The following is a 16,747-nucleotide window of genomic DNA, read 5'->3' as shown; positions in this document are numbered from 1 at the left end:
GAATTCAGCCCGACCGCGAGCAGGTCGACCGGCCCGGCCGAACCGACCGCCATCGGCCCGGCCGGACCCTTCGGGCTAGCCCGCCGCCCGTACGCCGTCGGCGTGCTCGTGCACGCGGGTCACCGCGTCCGCGACCCGGCGCACCGTCGGCTCGTCCATGTGCGACCACAGCGGCAGCGTCAACACCCGGGACGACACGTCGTCGGTGATCGGCAGCGCCCGCGAAGGCAGATGCGCGTACGCCTTCTGGCGATTCACCGGCGGGTGGAAGTAGCGGCGCGAGTCGATCCCGTCCGCCTTCAACGCCCGGGCCAGCGTCGGCACGTCCAGGCCGAAGGCGTCCGGGTCGACGATCAGGGTCAGGTCCTTCCAGGTGGACACGTCGCCCTCGGCTAGCGCCGGCAGCCGCAACCCCGGCACGTCGCGCACCGCGTCCGCGAACACCCCCACCAGATGCGACCGGGTGGCCACCCGCTCCGGAAGGCCCCGCAGCGAGACCAGCGCGAGTGCCGCGTGCAACTCGGACATCCGCGCGTTCAGACCCGGGAACAGGCAGTCGTAGTCGCCCGGATTGCCGTACCCGCGGCCCAGTCGGCACGCCTTGGCCAACTCCTCGTCCCGGGTGGCGATCAGCCCGCCCTCGCCCGCGATCACCACCTTCGTCGGGCTCAGCGAGAACACCTCCGCCGCGCCGAAGCCACCGATCGGCGTACCCGCTCGCCGGCTGCCCAGCGCGTGCGCCGCGTCGTAGACGATCGGCACGTTCGCGTCGGCCGCGACCTTCGCCAATTCATCGACCCGACACGGCGTTCCGTACACGTGCGTGGCCATCAACGCGGACGCGCCCGACTCGGCCAACAGCGCCGCCGCGTCGGCCGGGTCCAGGGTCAGGCTGTCCGGGTCCACCTCGGCGAACACCGGAGTCGCCCCCGCCCAGTGCGCCGCGTGCGCGGTGGCCGAGAAGGTGAACCCCGGCATCGCCACCGATCCGCGAGCCCCCAGCGCCTGCAACGCGAGCATCAGCCCGCTGGTGCAGTTCGACACCGCCACCACGTACGGCACCTCCAACTGCGCCGCCGCGGCCTCCTCCAACTCGCGCACCGTGGACCCGTCGGTCAACTGACCACTGGTCAGGATCGTGTCCAGCCGTCGTGCCAACTCCTCCCGCTCGGGTACCTGCACGCGCGTCAGCGGCAGCCCCTCCGCGAACATCGCGTCCCCACCCAGAACCGCCGGCTTGCCGGTCACCGCCATGCCCCATCCCCCCTGGATTCACCGGGATACCCCGGACTGGTCGAACTCGTTTCCCCACCCGCGGCGTCGACCGCCGGGGCCGGCTGCTGCCGCCCCGACGTCCGTCGCCGCCTGCGTTCCGAACTCCCGCCCTTGTCGGTCTCGGTGCGATCCGGCTTCGACACCGCGAGCAACACCAGCACGAACGGGAACACCTGGACCCGTTCGCGGGTGAGGATGCCGAAGTTGCGGATGTTCGCGAACGCGAGCGCGAACACCAGCGTGTAGACGATCACGAAGGCGACGTAGGGTCTTCGGATCAGCAGGCCCGGAATGCGTTTCAATCGGGGCAGCGCGACCACGAACAGGCCCATCAACACGACCCCTTCGAGCGACGCCACCAGCGCCTGGATGTTGTGCGCCTCGAACGGGAACGGCCGGAACAGCACGGTCACCAACGACTGCGGAAGCGCGGCGGGCGAAATGGACAGCGCCGCCGAATCGTCCACCGCCTGCGCCGAACCACCCTGCGCGGTCTGGGTCTGGGTCTTGGCGATCACCTGATTGGCCTGCGCGGCCCCGATGCCCGGCGTCCCGAAGAAGGTGCCCACCTGCTGGAGCGCGAGCACACAGCCCACCCCGAGCACCAGGATCCCGAAACCGGCCCGCAACGGCCCCAGCGCGGACGCCTGTTGCGGTCGATTGCGCAGCAGGTAGCCGACACACAGCCCGCACAGCAGCAACACCGTCACATGCGGGCGCACCATCGTGGTGCCCACCGCGCCCAGGATCAGGAACACGAACGCACCACGCCGACGCACCAGGAGCAGCGCCACACCATAGGCGGCCAGGCCCAGCGTGAACATCATCCAGGTGTCCTTGCCGATCCCGGACGGCCAGAACAACAGGGACGGCAGGAAGAACAACAACTTGCCGTAGCGGCGCCGGTCACCGTCCGGATACGCCACGTTGAACGCGCGCCAGAACAGATACAGGCCCCAGAACCCCAGCCACGAATAGACCAGGTAGCCGGCCAGCAACGACTGCCCGACGATCGCGTACACGATCCCGGTGACGATCATGATGAAGCCGGTGCCGATCACCTTGCGGCCGATGTCCACGGTGAAGTCGCCGTCCCGGAAGTGCGGCGCGATGGCCCGCCCGACCAGGTCGTAGGTGGCCGCGTCGGCGCGGCCCTCGTAGAGCACGAAGGACATCCAGTACCGGGCGAAGCACGCGAGCAACTTGGCCACCAGCGCGCCGATCACCAACCGCCGCACCCACGGTGGCTCGTCGCGGGAGAACCGGGACAACAGCGGCACGCTGATGGTCAGCAGCAGCGGGAAGACGATCAGCGCGCCCCACGTGTCGTACGGGCGATACTCCATCGCCCACGCGAACACCGAGCAATACAGACCGACCGCGGCGAGCGCGAGCAGGGAACCCCACGGCAGTCGCGACGGAGGCACCCACCGGGTGTACGGCGCAAGACGGGACGACAACGGAGCTCCTTGCGGGACGGCGTACCTGTGCGGCGTCGGGCGGGCGGCGAGGGGAGTCGGCTGTGGACCGGCCCGGGGGCTGCCCGCCGGATGGCTAGAAGACCTCCAAGTCCCCCAGGGAGAGCTGCCACGAGCGCAGGTCGTGGACGTCGATCGGATGCGGGTGCACGGTCCGCGCGACCAGCAGCATGCCGGTGCGCGGCGGTGTGGCGTAGCCCGCGTAGCGGGCCGCCCGCGCCGCCTCGGAGCCGCGCGCCAGATGGGTGGCGACGTGGTCGCAACCGGACATGGCCACCCCGGAGAACAACTTGCGCGCGGTGTCGCGGTCGCCGGGGCGCACCACCATCTGGGACAGCGTGAACTCGACCAGCGGACCGCGCAGTCGCGGCCGGCCGAACACCACGCCGGTCAATTCGCCGTTCTTGTACGAGGCGACCACCCGATAGTCCAGGCCCGGCGCGTCGCCGTAGCGCCAGCGCAGGAAATCGCCGGTGAGCGCGGTGCGCAGCTTGTCGTGCCCGATCGCCGCGTCACCCGCGTCCGCCTCCGCGACCAACTCGTCGAAGCCCACCGCGGCCTTGGGATCGGAGAAGAACTGACGAGCCGTCGGGAAGCGGCAACGTGCCGCCGGGTCCACCTCGTTCCAGGACTGCGAGGTACCGGACAGATCGCCGGTGGCACGCAACTCCTTGAGGCCGCGTGCGAACGCGATCGGCCGGATCGGGTGCAGCGACACCGGCACCTTGCCGACCTCCTGCCAACCCATCCGCAGGTAGCCGGGCAGGCTGTTGCCGTTCGGGGTGTTGAACACCAGCGCGGTGTCCGCCTCGATCCGCGTCAGCAACTCGGTGGTCAACCGGCGGAACAGGCCGCGGCCCTGGACATCCGGGTGGGTCGCGGTGTCCACCGCGCGCACCGCCCGGATCACCTCGCCGCCGAGCACGAACTCCCAACGCAGGAAAAGCCGTACCGCGACCACCCGGCCGGCCGCCTCGGCGACCAGGCCCGGACTGGCGCCGAACGGGTTGTCCCGGTGCTTCCAGCGGAAGAACTCCGAGGTGCGCTCACCGGTCGGGCCACCCGACAACGCGTCACCGAGCAGCGCCAACACCCGGGGCTCGTCGTGCTTGCCCAACTCGCGGACGGTGAACGGCGAACCGTCCCGCTCCGGTCCACTCACCGCGATCCCTCCAGCACCCTCGCGTACACGTCCTCGATCCGCCGCTGCGCGCCCGCGACATCGAACTCGTCGGAGCGCTTGGCCGCGGCCTCGCCGCACGCGCGCCGGCGCGCCGGATCGTCGGCGAACGCCGTCAACGCCCGGGCGAAAGCCGCCGGATCACCGGCCGGCACCACCGTGCCCTCGATACCGTCGGTGACGATCTCCGGCATCCCGCCCACCGCGGTCACCACCGACGGCAGGCCGACCGTCATCGCCTCCATCAGCGAGACGGGCAACCCCTCCTGCCGCGAACTCAGCGCGAACACGTCGAATCCGGGCAGGAGCATGGGCACGTCGCCGCGCGAGCCGGCGAAGACCACCGCTCCCTTGAGGTCGGGACGACTCGCCCGCTCACGCAGCGTCGCCTCCAGCGGGCCGGAACCGATCAGCACCAGCACCGCGTCCGGATGCCGGGCCCGCAGCAGCGCGTGCGCGTCGAGCAGGCCCAACTGGTCCTTCTTCGGGGTGAAGTTGGCCACCGTGCCGACCGTGAACGCGTCCTGGTCCAGGTCCAGCGCCTGCCGGGCCCGCTCCCGCGCGCCCGGTCCGGCGAACGCCTCGCCCAGGTCCGGGCCGTGGTGGATCACCGTCGGCGTGGTCCCGCGCCGCAACCGGGTCGTTCGGATGCTCTCGGCCACCGCGCCGGAGACCGCGATCACCCCGCTGTTGCGCCGGTAGGTCCAGGCGTTGGCGATCCGGGTCGGTCGCCGATAGCGCGGCCACATGTTGTGCTCGGTGTGCACGAGCGGCACGCCGCGCGAGAGCACCCGCGCGGCCACCGCCGGGACCGGCATGTGGGTATGGATCAGGCCGTAGTGGCGCGCCCGCAACAGGGCGCGCAACCGCAGCGGCCAGGTTCGGCCGCCACCCAGGCAGTGCACCGTGATGCCCAACTCCCGCAGGTTCGGCACCAGCGCGTCCTTCCACGGCAACACGTAGGCCACCTCGACCTCGTAGCGTTCGCCGTCCAGGTGTCGCGCGCAGTTGACCAGCAACTGCTCGGCGCCACCGCGCCCCAGACCCTTGGCGAGCCACAGGACGCGAACGCGGTCACCCATCAGCGATCCTCCGAGCCGAGTTCGACGGTGGACCACGTGTCGAAGTGCGGTCCGAGCTGCGCACCGTCGCCGGCGCCGTTGTGCAACGCCCGCTCCGTCGCGGACTGCACCCGGAATCCGGGGTCCGCCGAGTCCGGCGTCGAGGCCACCGGTTCGGCGCGGTGCGTGCCCCGCCCGCTCGGGGTCGACTCCGGCTCACCGTCCGTGAGTCGGCCGCGCTTGGCCCAACTGGGCGCGGGTCGCTCGGCGTCCTCGTCCTCGACCGGGCTCGGGGCGCTCGAGCGGCCACGCAGCACCAGGCCCGCGGTCGAGCCGATCCGGCCCACCGCGCCCACGCGCGATCCGCGCTTGAGTCCGCCGCCCATCGAGCGCTGCGGGTCCACCCCGAGCAGCACCACCCCGGCGATCGGCACCCCGGTACGGGTCAACAGCTCGCCCACCCGCGAGGCCTGATCGGCCGTCAGGTTGCCGCTGCGGGCCACCACCAACATCGCGTCGGCGTGCTGCACCAGGTCGTTGGTGTCGTTCGCGTACAGCAGCGGCGCACTGTCCACCAGCACCACGTCCGCGTGATGCCGGGCGCGTTGCACCACCTCGCCGGCGCGCAGCAGCAGCGCGGCCGGGTAGGCGGCCGGCGCGCCGGCGGTGATCACCCGGACGTTGGGGATGTTCGTGCCGCGGATCACGTCTTGGAGGTCGATCTCCTGCTCGGCGAGCAGCACCTCGGACATGCCCTTGCCCGGCTTGGCGCCCAGGTACAGATGGGTGGCCGGCGTACGGAAGTCGCAGTCCAGCACCAGCACCGAGCGCCCCGCCTCGGCCAGCGCCGCAGCCAGGTTGGCCACCGTGCTGGTGCGCCCGTCGCCCGGCCTCGGCGACACCACCAGGATCACCGGCGCCGGGTCACTGATCCGGCGGACCGGCATCGCGGTGGCCCTGGTCTGCCGCGGATCGGTGCCGCTGAGCCGATAGGCCAGCCCGGGCGGCCCGGACAACAACAGCGCCGAACGCAGCGTGCGATACGCCTCCGCGACCGGGCTCTCCGGCCGACCGGCGACCAGCACCGCGTGGCCTGCGCGCTGGCGCCGGGTCGCCCTGGGTACCTCGGCGATCACCGGGAGGCCGAACGCGTCCTCCAACTGGATGCGCCCGCGCAGCCGGACGTCCATCCGGTCCACCATCAGCGCCGCGATCAACCCGAGCGCGAGCCCGAGCGCCGCCGCGAGGCCGATCCGCAGCGGACGCGAGGTCGGCGCCAGGATGCTCGTGGTGGAGTCCGGCGTGCTCTTGAGGCCGTCCATCACCTCGACCTTGGGGTCGTTCAGCGGGTTGATCAGCTCCTGCTGTTGGCCCACCAGCGTGGTGTACTGGCCGCGCTTGGCGTCGAACTCGGCCTGCAGCGTGGCCTTCTTGCCCACCGGCGCGTTGGTGGTGCTCTTCTCCAGACCGTCGATGTCGGTCTTGAGCTTGTCCAACTGGGCGGTCATGCTGTCCGCCTGACCCTGGCGGGTCTTGCGCTGCGAGTCGCCGAACGCGGCGACGGTCTCCTGCGCCCACGCGGTGGCCAGATCCTCGGCCGCCTTGCGACTGGGTGCCTTGGCCGCGATCTGCACCAGCCCCAGGTCCGGGTTCAACTGCGAGGTGACCTTGGCCGCCAGCACGGCCGGATCCGGGTTGTTCAGCCGCTTCGCCACCCGGCGGGCCACCTCACCGCCGTCCGTCATCAGTTGTACCGGAGCCAGATTGAACTCCTTCGCCGAGTTCGGCGCCGGCACCACGTTGACCGAGCTGGTCCACTGATTGCCCGTGCCCTTGGGGTCCGATGGCGTCAGGATCAACCCGGCGAGCAGTCCGATCGCCAAACACGCGAGTACCAGCGGCCAACGGCGCTGGAGAACGGAGAAGTAGCTAGAGGTTTCCACCGGTCCCCCTCCGGTTCGAGTTGCCGCCCTGCGAACGGACCGCGGGGCAGGCCAAACGTAGAGCACTCGCGGTGTCGATCGGTCCCGGGACTGTGCCGGAAGTGTGGAGATTCCGTCGAGATCCCGACGGGTGTGTTCGGGTGGCCGTCACCGCACCGGACCTGACGACACGTCACGGCCGGCTCTGGGGTCGATGGCCCGGGCATAGAACGCGACCATCCGGTCGCAAACGCTGTCGATCGTGTACTCCTCGCCGAAACGTCGATACGCCGCTTCCGTGCGCATCGCGGTCTTCTCCCGCTCCGTCAGGGCGGCAACCAGCGCCGTCGCCAGTGCCTCGGGCGAGTTCGGCGGCACCAACGCCGCACAGTCGCCCGCCCCGGTGATCTCGCGCACCGGGGGCAGGTCGCTGGTGACGATCGGCGTCCCCACCCCCATCGCCTCGATCAGCACGCTGCCCAACCCCTCCCAGCGCGAAGGCAGCACGAACACATCGGCCGCGCCCATCAGATCGGGCACGTCGTCACGGTGTCCCAAGAACCGTACGGGCTCCGCCGCGCCGGCGGAATCCCCGATTCCGCCTGTTTCGGCCGCCAATCGGCGCAGCGACTCGGTGCGGCTCCCGTCCGGTCCGGCCAGCAACAGGACCGCGTCCGGGACCTCGTGGCGCACCCGGGCGAACGCGGTGATCAGCACGTCCAGACCCTTTTGGTACTCCTGCCGGGCGGCCGTGACCAGGACCGGCACGTCCGGCCCCAGCCCCAGCGCGGCCCGGGTGGCGTCGCGGCGATCCCGGGCGGCGGCGAGCAGTTCGCGATCGCGTCCGCGCGGCACCACCTCGATCCGCGAGCGGCGCACCCCCAGTCGGCGGGACATCACACCGGCCACGTGCTCGGTCAACGCGTGGAAACGGCGCACGCCGCGCGCGCTGGCCGCGTCCAGGCCCTGGGCGGCCCGCAGTTTCCACGGCCGAATCCCGGGCTGGTCGCGCATCTCCGCACCGTAGGAGGTGTTCACCAGACTCGACACCACCGGAACGCCGGTCGCCAGCGCGGCGATTCGTCCGGCGATGTCCGCCTCGTACAGGGTCGTGTGCACCAGATCCGGACGGCGATCGCGGATCACCCGGGCCAGTCCGCGTGCCGAACCCGCCCGCGAACCGCGATGCACGCCGAACAACGACACCCCGGCCTCGGTCAACTCCGGTTGAAATCCGTCCAAATCCAAGAGATACGCGATGTCCAGCGTGATTCCCCTGCGGATCAACTGCGGGGCCATGGCCACCGCCGCCCGCTCGGCCCCACCGACTCGATCCACGCTGTCGATCACCTGGAGCACGTGCACTGCATCACCTCTGCCATCCCCGCCAATTTGCTCGGCAAGTCGCCGACACCAGGGCGCCCCCACCCCACACGGCTGAGCATGTCATCGATACGCCCCCGGCGGGGCGGGATTCGTGACAACCTGTCACCTCATGGGGACACCGACGGACCGGCGTGCGGTCCTGCACGTCGTGACCGACCCCCGACGCCGGGGATCACAGGCATTCGCCCACGACTTGGACGTGGCGCTGCGCGAGCGTGGTCGGGCGTCGTCGATCGTCGCGCTCGCGGGTGTCGGCGAGTTGGACATCCCGGTGCTGGGGCCGGGCCGGTTGCACCCGCGCACGTTGCGCGCGCTGCGCCGGCGGGCGGCGGGCGTGGGCCTGGTGATCGCCCATGGCTCGACCACGCTGGACGCCTGCGGGATCGCGCTCGCGGGCGCGGGCACGCCGTTCGTCTACGTCAACATCGGCGACCCCCGGCACTGGGCCAAGGACGCGCTGCGGCGGGCCCGGGTCGGGCTGATGTTGCGCCGCGCGACGGCGATCGCGTCGGTGTCGCCGATGGGCCGGGAAGTGCTGCTGCACACCTACCGGTTGGCGCCGGAGCGGGTGCGGGCGATCCCCAACGGCCGCCGACCGGAACGATTCCCGCCGCCGGACGAGAGCGATCGGGCCAAGGCCCGTGCCGAGTTGGGGCTGCCGGCGGAGGCGACGGTGCTCGCGGTGGTGGGCGCGTTGGCCGGCGAGAAGCGGGTCGCGCTGGCGATCGAGGCGTTCGGCCTGCTCGTGGGCACCGAGCCGGCGAGCGTCGGGGAGCCCCCGCAAACCCCGGACCACCGCCTGCTCGTGGCCGGGGAGGGCCCCGAACGGGCCGCCCTGGAGGCGCTCGCCGAACGCCGGGCGCCGGGCCGGGTCACCTTCACCGGCAACCTCGCCGACCCGGGTCCGGTGTACCGGGCCGCCGACCTGCTCGTATTGTCCAGCACCAGCGAGGGCGTCCCGGGCGTGCTCGTCGAGGCGGGCCTGAGTGCGGTCCCGGCTGCGGCGACCGATGTCGGCTTCGTGCGCGACGTGGTCGTGGACGGGGTCACCGGCGCGCTCGCCGACGTCGGTCCCGGCCCCGGCGATCCGCGGGCGCTGGTCGCCGCGATTCGCCGGGTGTTGGCCGATCGGGACACGATGGGGCGTGCGGCCAGGGCCCGTTGCCTGGAACGGCACGCGATGGAGACCGTGGTGGACGCGTGGATCGCGCTGCTCGACGAACAGCGCCGATGACGCCGCAGGACCGCAGGGTGGGGAAGAAGTAGGGCGGGAGCGTCGAGTTCCGTACGGCCGAATGCGACTCGTGGGGAGATCGCATGTGCCAAGGTTGTTGTCGAACCAGGGAGGGGGAGTCCGTGGGGGAGTATGTGGGGGGTGCCGTCGGCATGCCCGGCGACGGCATGGGCCGGGTGGGCCGGCATGCGCGGCCGGGCGGCAGTGTCGACGAACCCGCCGACCACCGAACACACGTCAACGGAGCGCCCATCACGGGCCACGGGGGAGCGACCACGCCGACCATCGACAGTCGCACCGGTACCGGACGACATGCGGCGCCCATGGCGGGCGTCGGCAGCGGAACCGGCCGGATCGCCGCAGCACAGGCACCCGACCCCGAGATCAAGGGACCACCGCCGGAACTCAAGTTCAAGCGCCGCACCAGCCTGATCCGCGGCATCCGCGAGTTGTGGCACTCGCGCGAACTCGTCCGCACCCTGGCCGAGCGCGACCTCAAGGCCCGCTACAAACAAGCCGTTCTCGGCTTCGCGTGGGCGGTGATCACCCCCGTGTTGCTGATGCTGGTGTTCACCGTCGTCTTCCAGCGGGTGGGCAACCTCAGCGAGACGGCGCACAAGTACGACGTGCCCTACCCGCTGTTCAGCTACCTCGGCCTGCTCCCGTGGACGTTCTTCATGTCCTCGGTGACCCAGGGCTCCTCGTCCCTGGTGTCCAACGGGCCGCTGCTGAACAAGGTCTACTGCCCGCGCGAGGTCTTCCCGTTCGCCACCGTGATCGTGGCCACCGTGGACATGCTGATCGCCTCCTCCGTACTGGTCGTGCTGTTCGCGGCGTACACCACGCCGCCCGCGGCGACCAGTTGGGCGTTGCCGATCCTGCTGCTCATCCAATTCGAGGTCACCCTCGGGGTGGTGCTCGTGTTGTCCGCGGCGGTGGTCTACTTCCGCGACATCCGACACGTGTTGCCGCTGCTCATGCAGATGGGCATGTTCGCCACCCCGGTCGCCTACGGGATGGACCAGATCACCAAGGACTGGCTGCTGCCGTACGTGATCTGCAATCCGCTCGCCGCCGTGATCGACGGCTACCGACGGTCGATCCTGTACGGACAACAACCCGACTGGGAACTCACCGGCGCCGCCGCCGGATCGGCGACCGTGCTCCTGATCGTCGGATACAAGATCTTCAAGAAGCTCGAAGCGGGGATCGCCGATGTCGCCTAGCCCGACGACGACCAAGGCCCCGGCCAAGCCGGGCACCCTGCCGCTGGGCACCATCCGGGCCGAGCACCTGTGGAAACGATTTCGCGCGGACAGTCAGCGCATGCTCCTGCGGGACAACCTGGGCCGCATCGCGCGCAAGATCTCCGGCCGCGACCAGGCGGACTGGCGCTGGGCGTTGCGCGACATCGACATCCACATCGACCCCGGCGAGGCGGTCGGCCTGATCGGCTCCAACGGGTCGGGCAAGTCGACGCTGCTCAAGATGCTCACCGGGGTGATGTACCCCTATGCCGGCCGACTCCAGGTGCGGGGTCGCGTCGGCGCGCTGATCGAGGTCCGAGCGGGCATCCACCCGGACCTGACGGGACGTGAGAACGCGTTCCTGTACGGATCGTTGCTCGGCCTCAAGCGGGCCGAGGTGGCCAACCGGTTCGACGACATCGTGGACTTCGCCGAGTTGGGCACCGCGATCGACCGGCAGGTCAAGTGGTACAGCTCCGGCATGCAGATGCGACTGGGCTTCGCGGTCGCCGCGTTCCTGGAACCGGACGTGCTCCTGGTCGACGAGGTGCTCGCGGTCGGCGACGCGCTCTTCCAGCAGAAATGCCTGGACCGGATGCGGGTGGTGCTGGAACAGGGCACCACGCTCGTGCTGGTCTCGCACGACCTCGCCTCGGTCGAGTCGATCTGCACCCGCGGCATCTGGCTGGAGCAGGGCGAGATCCGAACCGACGGCCCGATCCGGCAGGCGCTGCGCGGATATCGGGACAGCGTCGAGGAGGAGACCGAGGCGCGCACCCGCACCGACGAGGCGATCCGGACCACCTTCGTGGACGTGCGCGGCGTGGACACGGCCGGCCCCACCACCAACCGGTCGATGGTGGTCGAGGCGGAGTTCACGGGCGACCATCGCGGACCCGCCACGGTGCATATCGGGGTCACCGAGGGCACCGCCAGTCCGGTCTTCACCACCCGCCGGGACGTGCAGTTCGGCCGAGCGGGCAACCGGGTCAGGTGCACCCTGGACCGACTCCCGCTGCCACGTGGCCGATACGCGCTGTGGATCGGCGTCTACGACCGGGACGGGCACCCGCTGACCACCTGGCATCCGGCGAAGCAGTTCGACGTGGCCGGCCCCGAACTGGACACCCCGCCGCGCGCGGTGGTGCTGGCCGCGCCGGTCTACGTCGACCACACCTGGGAGGGGTGACCGACCGTGCGCATCCTGGTGTGTCCGCACGACATGCAACTCGGCGGCAGCTCGATCAACGCCGTGGACCTGGCCCGCGCCGTCCGCGACCTCGGCCACGAAGTGTGGGTGATGGGACGTCAGGGCCCGCTCCGGCAACGGGTAGCCGCCGCCGGACTGCCGCTGCTCGCACTCCCTGAACGGGCCCACGTGCGGCCCTCGCCCGCGGTCTCCCGGACCATCGCGGCGGCGGTGCGTCGGCATCGGATCGACGTGGTGCACACCTATGAATACTGGCCGCTCGTCGAGGCGTTCCTCGGCGCCTTCGTGCCGCGCGGCACCCCGGTGCTGGGCACCATCATGTCGATGGGCAGCCTGCCCCCGTACTTTCCGCGCACCGGCGTGCCGCTCACCGTGGGCTACGGCGAGTTGTACGAGGAAACCGGCGAGTTGCGCGGCCTGGAGGGTGCGCGAGTGCACCTGCTGGAGCCGCCGGTGGACACCGCGATCGACCACCCGGTCGGCTCGGCGAAGGCCGACGGCACACCGGAGGTCGACGTCGACGCGTTCGCCGCCGAACACGGACTGCTCAAGCCCGCACCCACCGTGGTGGTGGTGTCGCGGCTGGCCCGGCACCTCAAACAGGAACACCTGGAACGCACCATGGACGCCGTCGCCCGGTTGTCCCCGGACATTCCCGGGTTGCGCCTGGTGATGGTCGGCGGTGGCTCGATCGAACGCGAACTCCAGGCCCGCGCCGCCGACCACAACGGCAACCTGGGTCGGCGCGCGATCGTGCTGACCGGCGAGCTGGCCGATCCGCGCCCGGCCTACGCGCTCGCGGACGTCGTGGTGGGAATGGGCAGTTCGGCGCTGCGCGGGATGGCCTTCGGCAAACCCACGGTGGTGGTCGGCGAACAGGGCTTCAGCGAACCGGTGACCCCGGAGACGATCGGCGACTTCGACGCGCTGGGCTTCTACGGCCTGGGCGCGGGCCGGGTGCCGGTCGAGCAGGACCCGCTGGTCGGCCAACTCACCGCGCTGCTGCGGGATCAGGCCGAACGCGAGCGGATCGGCGGCTGGGCGTTGGACCTGGTGCACGAGCGCTTCGCGCTGGAGAGCCAGGCCGGCCGGTTGGTCGAATGGTACGAACAGGCACGGCTGGAGCGGCCGGTGGCGCGCGGCCGGGTGGGCGAGGCGGTCCGGGTCGGCGGGCGGCTGGTGGGCTTCAAGGCCGGGCAGCGCGGCCAGGCCCTGCGCCGGCGCACGCGCGGCGCGCGTGGGGCCACGACGGGATGACCGGCTCGACCGGCCTGACCATGCTGCACGTCGGGGCGTTCTCCGGCTCGGTGCCGGCGCTGCGCCGGGCGCTGGCGGAGCGCACCGCGGTCGAGGCGCACGACCTGATGCCGCTGGCCCGCGCGCCGGGTCTGGCCGGCGCCCGGTTGCGGGCCGTGCGCGAGGCGCGCCGGGCCGGGCCCGGGACGCCGTGGACCAAGACGCACGCCTGGACGGCGGCGCTGGATCGCAGGGCCCGGGCGCGAGGTCTGCTCGGCCCGCACCGTCCGGTGCTGATCGTGCAGACACTGCCCGCGCTGGTGCCGCCGGCGGGGGTGCGCTACGGCGTCTACACCGACCGGGTGGGCCTGGAGGGCGCGGCGGTCGGCGGCATGCATCGATCCCGCTTCACGGACGGGTGGTTGGCCCGCGAGCGGCGCCTGTTGTCGGGCGCCCACCGGGTGTTCGTGATGGGGCCGAGCACGGCGGACGTGCTGGTCACCGAGTACGGGCTGGCCGCGGACCGGGTGCACGTGGTGGGCGCGGGCACCAACGCGGGCCCCGCGGCGGCGGATCCCGGTCCGCGTGCGGCGGATCCGCCCCGACTGCTGTTCGTCGGTACACAGTGGGAGCTCAAGGGCGGCCCCACGCTGCTGGAAGCCTTCGCGCGCCTGTACGCGCGCGACCCGCGCCGGACGTTGACCCTGGTCGGCAGCGGCCCCGACGGACCGCTGCCGCCCGGCGTGCGGGCGTTGGGCCGGGTGCCGCACGCGGCGATGGGCGCGGCCTACGACGAGGCCGACGCGGTGGTGATCCCCACACACATGGAGGCGTTCGGCATCGCCCTGGTCGAGGCGCTGACCCGCGGCCTGCCGTGCGTGGCCTCCACGGTCGGCAACCAACCGTGGATCGTGGGCGACGCGGGCATCGCCGTACCGCCGGGCGACGTGGACGCCCTGACCGAGGCCCTCACCCAACTGAGCGCCGACTACCCGACCTTCCGTACCCGAGCCCTTACCCGCGGCGTGGAACTGCGCACCACGATGACCTGGCCCGCGGTCGCCGACCACATCCTGACCGAACTGTGCCCTTGACCGACCCCAGTCGTCCCACCCATCGAGCGGCCTCGAACGCCGGCCGGATCGATCGGTAGCAGTCCGGCCGGCGCTCGGGGCCGAGCCGCGCCCTCGGCGCCTAGCGGCGGCGGTGCGCGGCGCGTTCGTAGACCTCGGCGAAGCCGTCCAGCATGTGCCGGCGGGTGAACCGGCCCAGCACCCGCTCCCGGCTCGCCGCGCCCATCCGGGCCCGCAACGCGTCGTCGGTGAGCAACTCGCGGCACGCCATCACCAGCCCGCCGCGATCACCCGCCCGCAACAACCGCCCGGTGACCCCGTCCGCGACCACGTCGGTCACCCCGCCCACCGCCGTGCCGACCACCGGTACGCCCGCCATCATCGCCTCGGCGACCGCGAGCCCGAAGCCCTCGTAGTGCGACGTGGACAGGAACAGGTCGGCCGCGTCGAAGGCGTCGCTCAGTCGCGGCAACGGCGGGACCACCCGCACGTGCTTGCCGACGCCCAACTCCTCGATCAGCGCCGCGATCTCCGGTTCCTGACGACCGATCACCAGGAACACCACCGGCGGACCGGCGTCGCCGAGCTTGCGCACCACGTCCGCGCCGACCCGCACCATCAGCGGGATGTTCTTCTGTGTCGCCCGACCGACCCCCACCACCACGCGTGCCTCGTGCGAAATGCCCAACTCGGCGCGCAACGCCGGCCCCGCCGCCGGATCCGGCTCGTGCACCGGAACGCCCAACGGCACCAACGGGATACGTTCCGGCCGCCACCCCAGGATCGCCGCGGTCGCATCCCGGACGTGTGTCGAATGCGCGAACGGGCGGAAACCGGCCGCCTTGACCATGCCGACCTCGATGCCGTTGGTCAGCCGGGAGTGCAGGCCGTCCTTGAGCGGCTCGTGCACCTCCAGCACCCTGGGCGTCCCCGGCGAGCCGAGCGCGGACGGCAGCGACAGCCGAGCCGTGCCGCTGTGCGCGTGCAACACGTCCGGACGCAACTCGCGCACCCGCGAGGCGATCCGCAGCCCGAGCCGAATCTCGTCCTGCGGCCGGGTCGGCCCCTCGTGGTCGAGCGCGTGCACGGTCACGTTCGGCCCCAACTCGGCCAGCCGGTCCTCCTCCCAGGCCGGCCGGGCGATGATCGCGTGGCAGTCGAAGCGCTCCGGGTCGAGTCCGGCCAGTACCTGCCGGCTCACCTGCGGGATGCCACCGCCGACGCTCAGCCGCCACACCACGTGCACGAGCCTGATGCGATCCTTCACGCTTCCCCCCGAACCGGCCGCAGCCGGCGATCCCTGACCCGGCGAGCGGCGGACTTCGCGCCCAACAGCGCGCCGCCCGCTCCCCGGGCCACCAGCCATGTCGTGTCGTATCGATCGGTCGCACCGAATCGGTGCTTGAACTCCTCGGCCCCGCGCAGGAGGTCGAAGGTCCGCACCCCCCGCGCGGCCAGCGCGGTGAGCGTCTCGTGGAACAACACCGTGCCCAGGCTCGCCTTCGCGTAGGCCGGGTCCCAGCCCAACTGGTAGTAGGCGAAGGTGTCCTGCCACAGGAACCCGTACAGGATCCCCACCGACCGGCCCTGCGGATCACGCGCCACCAGCGCGCACGGCCCACGATCGGCATCGGCGCGCGCCGCGAGCGCCGCGTGCAACGGACGCCGGGTCGCGTCGAAAGCGCTCGACCCACCGATCGCCTCCCGACGCAACCGGTGCAGCCGCAACAGGTCGTCGAACAGTGCGGGGGTCATCGCGTCGGGTGTCACCCAGTCGAAGGTGATCCCGTCCTCGGCCAGCTTCCGAGCCTTGCGCCGCACCCCCTGTCGATGCCGGGCCGAGCCGAGCGCGTTCGGGTCGGCCGGCATCACCGGACACGCGGTGCGCTCGATCTCGCGGGCCCCGGGCGGCAGGAACGGATCGCCGGTGGCCGCGTCCAGGTGCGGGAAGACCATGCTGCGCCGCCGGGCGAGCGAGGCCAACCAGGCGCGTACGTCCTGGTGTCGGACCGGATCGACGGCGAACCCGCAGTGGTCCGCGGCGCCCGGCCCGGTGCCCAGCAGCGTCCAGCTCAATACACCGCCGGGCAACCGCGGATGCAGCCGCTCACGGGTGCGCAGCAGCGGTACGACCGCCTCCGCGGCGCCGTCCTCGGCACGCCACACCGCCACCACCGCACGGCCGGCCTGCTCCCGACCCAGCGACTCGCTCCAGCCCAACACCCAGTCGGGCGTGGTGAAGTACGACGTCCCGGGCGTCGCGGCCACCAGCGCGCGCCAGGACGGGACCAGCGCCGCCAACTCGCCGGGCGAGCGCAGCAGCGTGGGCAGAGCAAGCACGGTGATCTCCCTGTCTCGTCCGTCGAGCGCGGTCGGGTCCGTCGACCGGAGTCGGGTTCTCGACCGGATCCGCGCACCATCGGCCCGAACAACGCGCCGATTCAA

General features: G+C 71.7%; 13 protein-coding genes. 5 read left to right on the top strand and 8 right to left on the bottom strand.

Translation table 11 applies throughout. The features are described 5' to 3' along the window. Positions 1–75: 75 nt before the first annotated feature. From ABZ374_RS11800 to ABZ374_RS11775, 6 genes are all read right to left on the bottom strand, one after another. Positions 76–1,254 carry a DegT/DnrJ/EryC1/StrS family aminotransferase gene (locus ABZ374_RS11800; RefSeq protein WP_360309651.1) on the bottom strand — a complete coding sequence of 393 codons (1,179 nt, stop codon included), beginning with the start codon at positions 1,252–1,254 and terminating at the stop codon, positions 76–78. Then, on the bottom strand, positions 1,245–2,735 hold the full coding sequence (locus tag ABZ374_RS11795; RefSeq protein WP_360309649.1) for a hypothetical protein: 1,491 nt from the start codon (positions 2,733–2,735) through the stop codon (positions 1,245–1,247). Before ABZ374_RS11795 ends, ABZ374_RS11800 begins: the two co-directional genes overlap by 10 nt. Before the next feature lie 94 nt (positions 2,736–2,829). Next, on the bottom strand, positions 2,830–3,915 hold the full coding sequence (locus ABZ374_RS11790; RefSeq protein WP_360309647.1) for a GNAT family N-acetyltransferase: 1,086 nt from the start codon (positions 3,913–3,915) through the stop codon (positions 2,830–2,832). Beyond that, positions 3,912–5,015 carry a glycosyltransferase gene (locus ABZ374_RS11785; RefSeq protein WP_360309645.1) on the bottom strand — a complete coding sequence of 368 codons (1,104 nt, stop codon included), beginning with the start codon at positions 5,013–5,015 and terminating at the stop codon, positions 3,912–3,914. The genes ABZ374_RS11790 and ABZ374_RS11785 overlap by 4 nt, the downstream gene beginning before the upstream one ends. Next, positions 5,015–6,937 (bottom strand): CpsD/CapB family tyrosine-protein kinase, encoded by a 1,923-nt coding sequence (locus ABZ374_RS11780; RefSeq protein WP_360309643.1) that lies wholly within the window; start codon positions 6,935–6,937, stop codon positions 5,015–5,017. Before ABZ374_RS11780 ends, ABZ374_RS11785 begins: the two co-directional genes overlap by 1 nt. A gap of 147 nt (positions 6,938–7,084) precedes the next feature. Next, on the bottom strand, positions 7,085–8,281 hold the full coding sequence (locus ABZ374_RS11775; protein WP_360309641.1) for a glycosyltransferase: 1,197 nt from the start codon (positions 8,279–8,281) through the stop codon (positions 7,085–7,087). Positions 8,282–8,411: 130 nt separating this feature from the next. On the opposite strand from ABZ374_RS11775, the gene ABZ374_RS11770 reads away from it, so the two are divergent. From ABZ374_RS11770 to ABZ374_RS11750, 5 genes are all read left to right on the top strand, one after another. After that, complete coding sequence (locus tag ABZ374_RS11770; RefSeq protein ID WP_360309639.1) at positions 8,412–9,536, top strand: glycosyltransferase; 1,125 nt, start codon at positions 8,412–8,414, stop codon at positions 9,534–9,536. Between the two features lie 122 nt (positions 9,537–9,658). After that, a complete protein-coding gene (locus ABZ374_RS11765; RefSeq protein WP_360309637.1) occupies positions 9,659–10,762 on the top strand; it encodes an ABC transporter permease in 1,104 nt (367 codons plus the stop codon). Further along, positions 10,752–11,972, top strand: coding sequence for an ABC transporter ATP-binding protein (locus ABZ374_RS11760; RefSeq protein WP_360309635.1), 1,221 nt, complete (start codon positions 10,752–10,754; stop codon positions 11,970–11,972). Before ABZ374_RS11765 ends, ABZ374_RS11760 begins: the two co-directional genes overlap by 11 nt. Before the next feature lie 6 nt (positions 11,973–11,978). Beyond that, positions 11,979–13,250, top strand: a complete 1,272-nt coding sequence (locus ABZ374_RS11755; protein WP_360309633.1) for a glycosyltransferase family 4 protein — start codon at positions 11,979–11,981, stop codon at positions 13,248–13,250. Next, entirely contained in the window at positions 13,247–14,323 is a 1,077-nt protein-coding gene (locus tag ABZ374_RS11750; RefSeq protein WP_360309631.1) for a glycosyltransferase family 4 protein, read from the top strand. Before ABZ374_RS11755 ends, ABZ374_RS11750 begins: the two co-directional genes overlap by 4 nt. Positions 14,324–14,423: 100 nt before the next feature. Here ABZ374_RS11750 and ABZ374_RS11745 read toward each other — a convergent pair whose 3' ends face one another. Continuing rightward, positions 14,424–15,569, bottom strand: coding sequence for a glycosyltransferase family 4 protein (locus ABZ374_RS11745; protein ID WP_360309629.1), 1,146 nt, complete (start codon positions 15,567–15,569; stop codon positions 14,424–14,426). Next, entirely contained in the window at positions 15,566–16,642 is a 1,077-nt protein-coding gene (locus ABZ374_RS11740) for a GNAT family N-acetyltransferase (RefSeq protein ID WP_360309627.1), read from the bottom strand. Before ABZ374_RS11740 ends, ABZ374_RS11745 begins: the two co-directional genes overlap by 4 nt. Positions 16,643–16,747: the final 105 nt, after the last annotated feature.

The organism is Embleya sp. NPDC005971 (assembly GCF_040629175.1).
In the GTDB taxonomy this organism is placed as follows: domain Bacteria; phylum Actinomycetota; class Actinomycetes; order Streptomycetales; family Streptomycetaceae; genus Embleya.
This window is presented reverse-complemented; position numbering and strand designations above follow the sequence as displayed.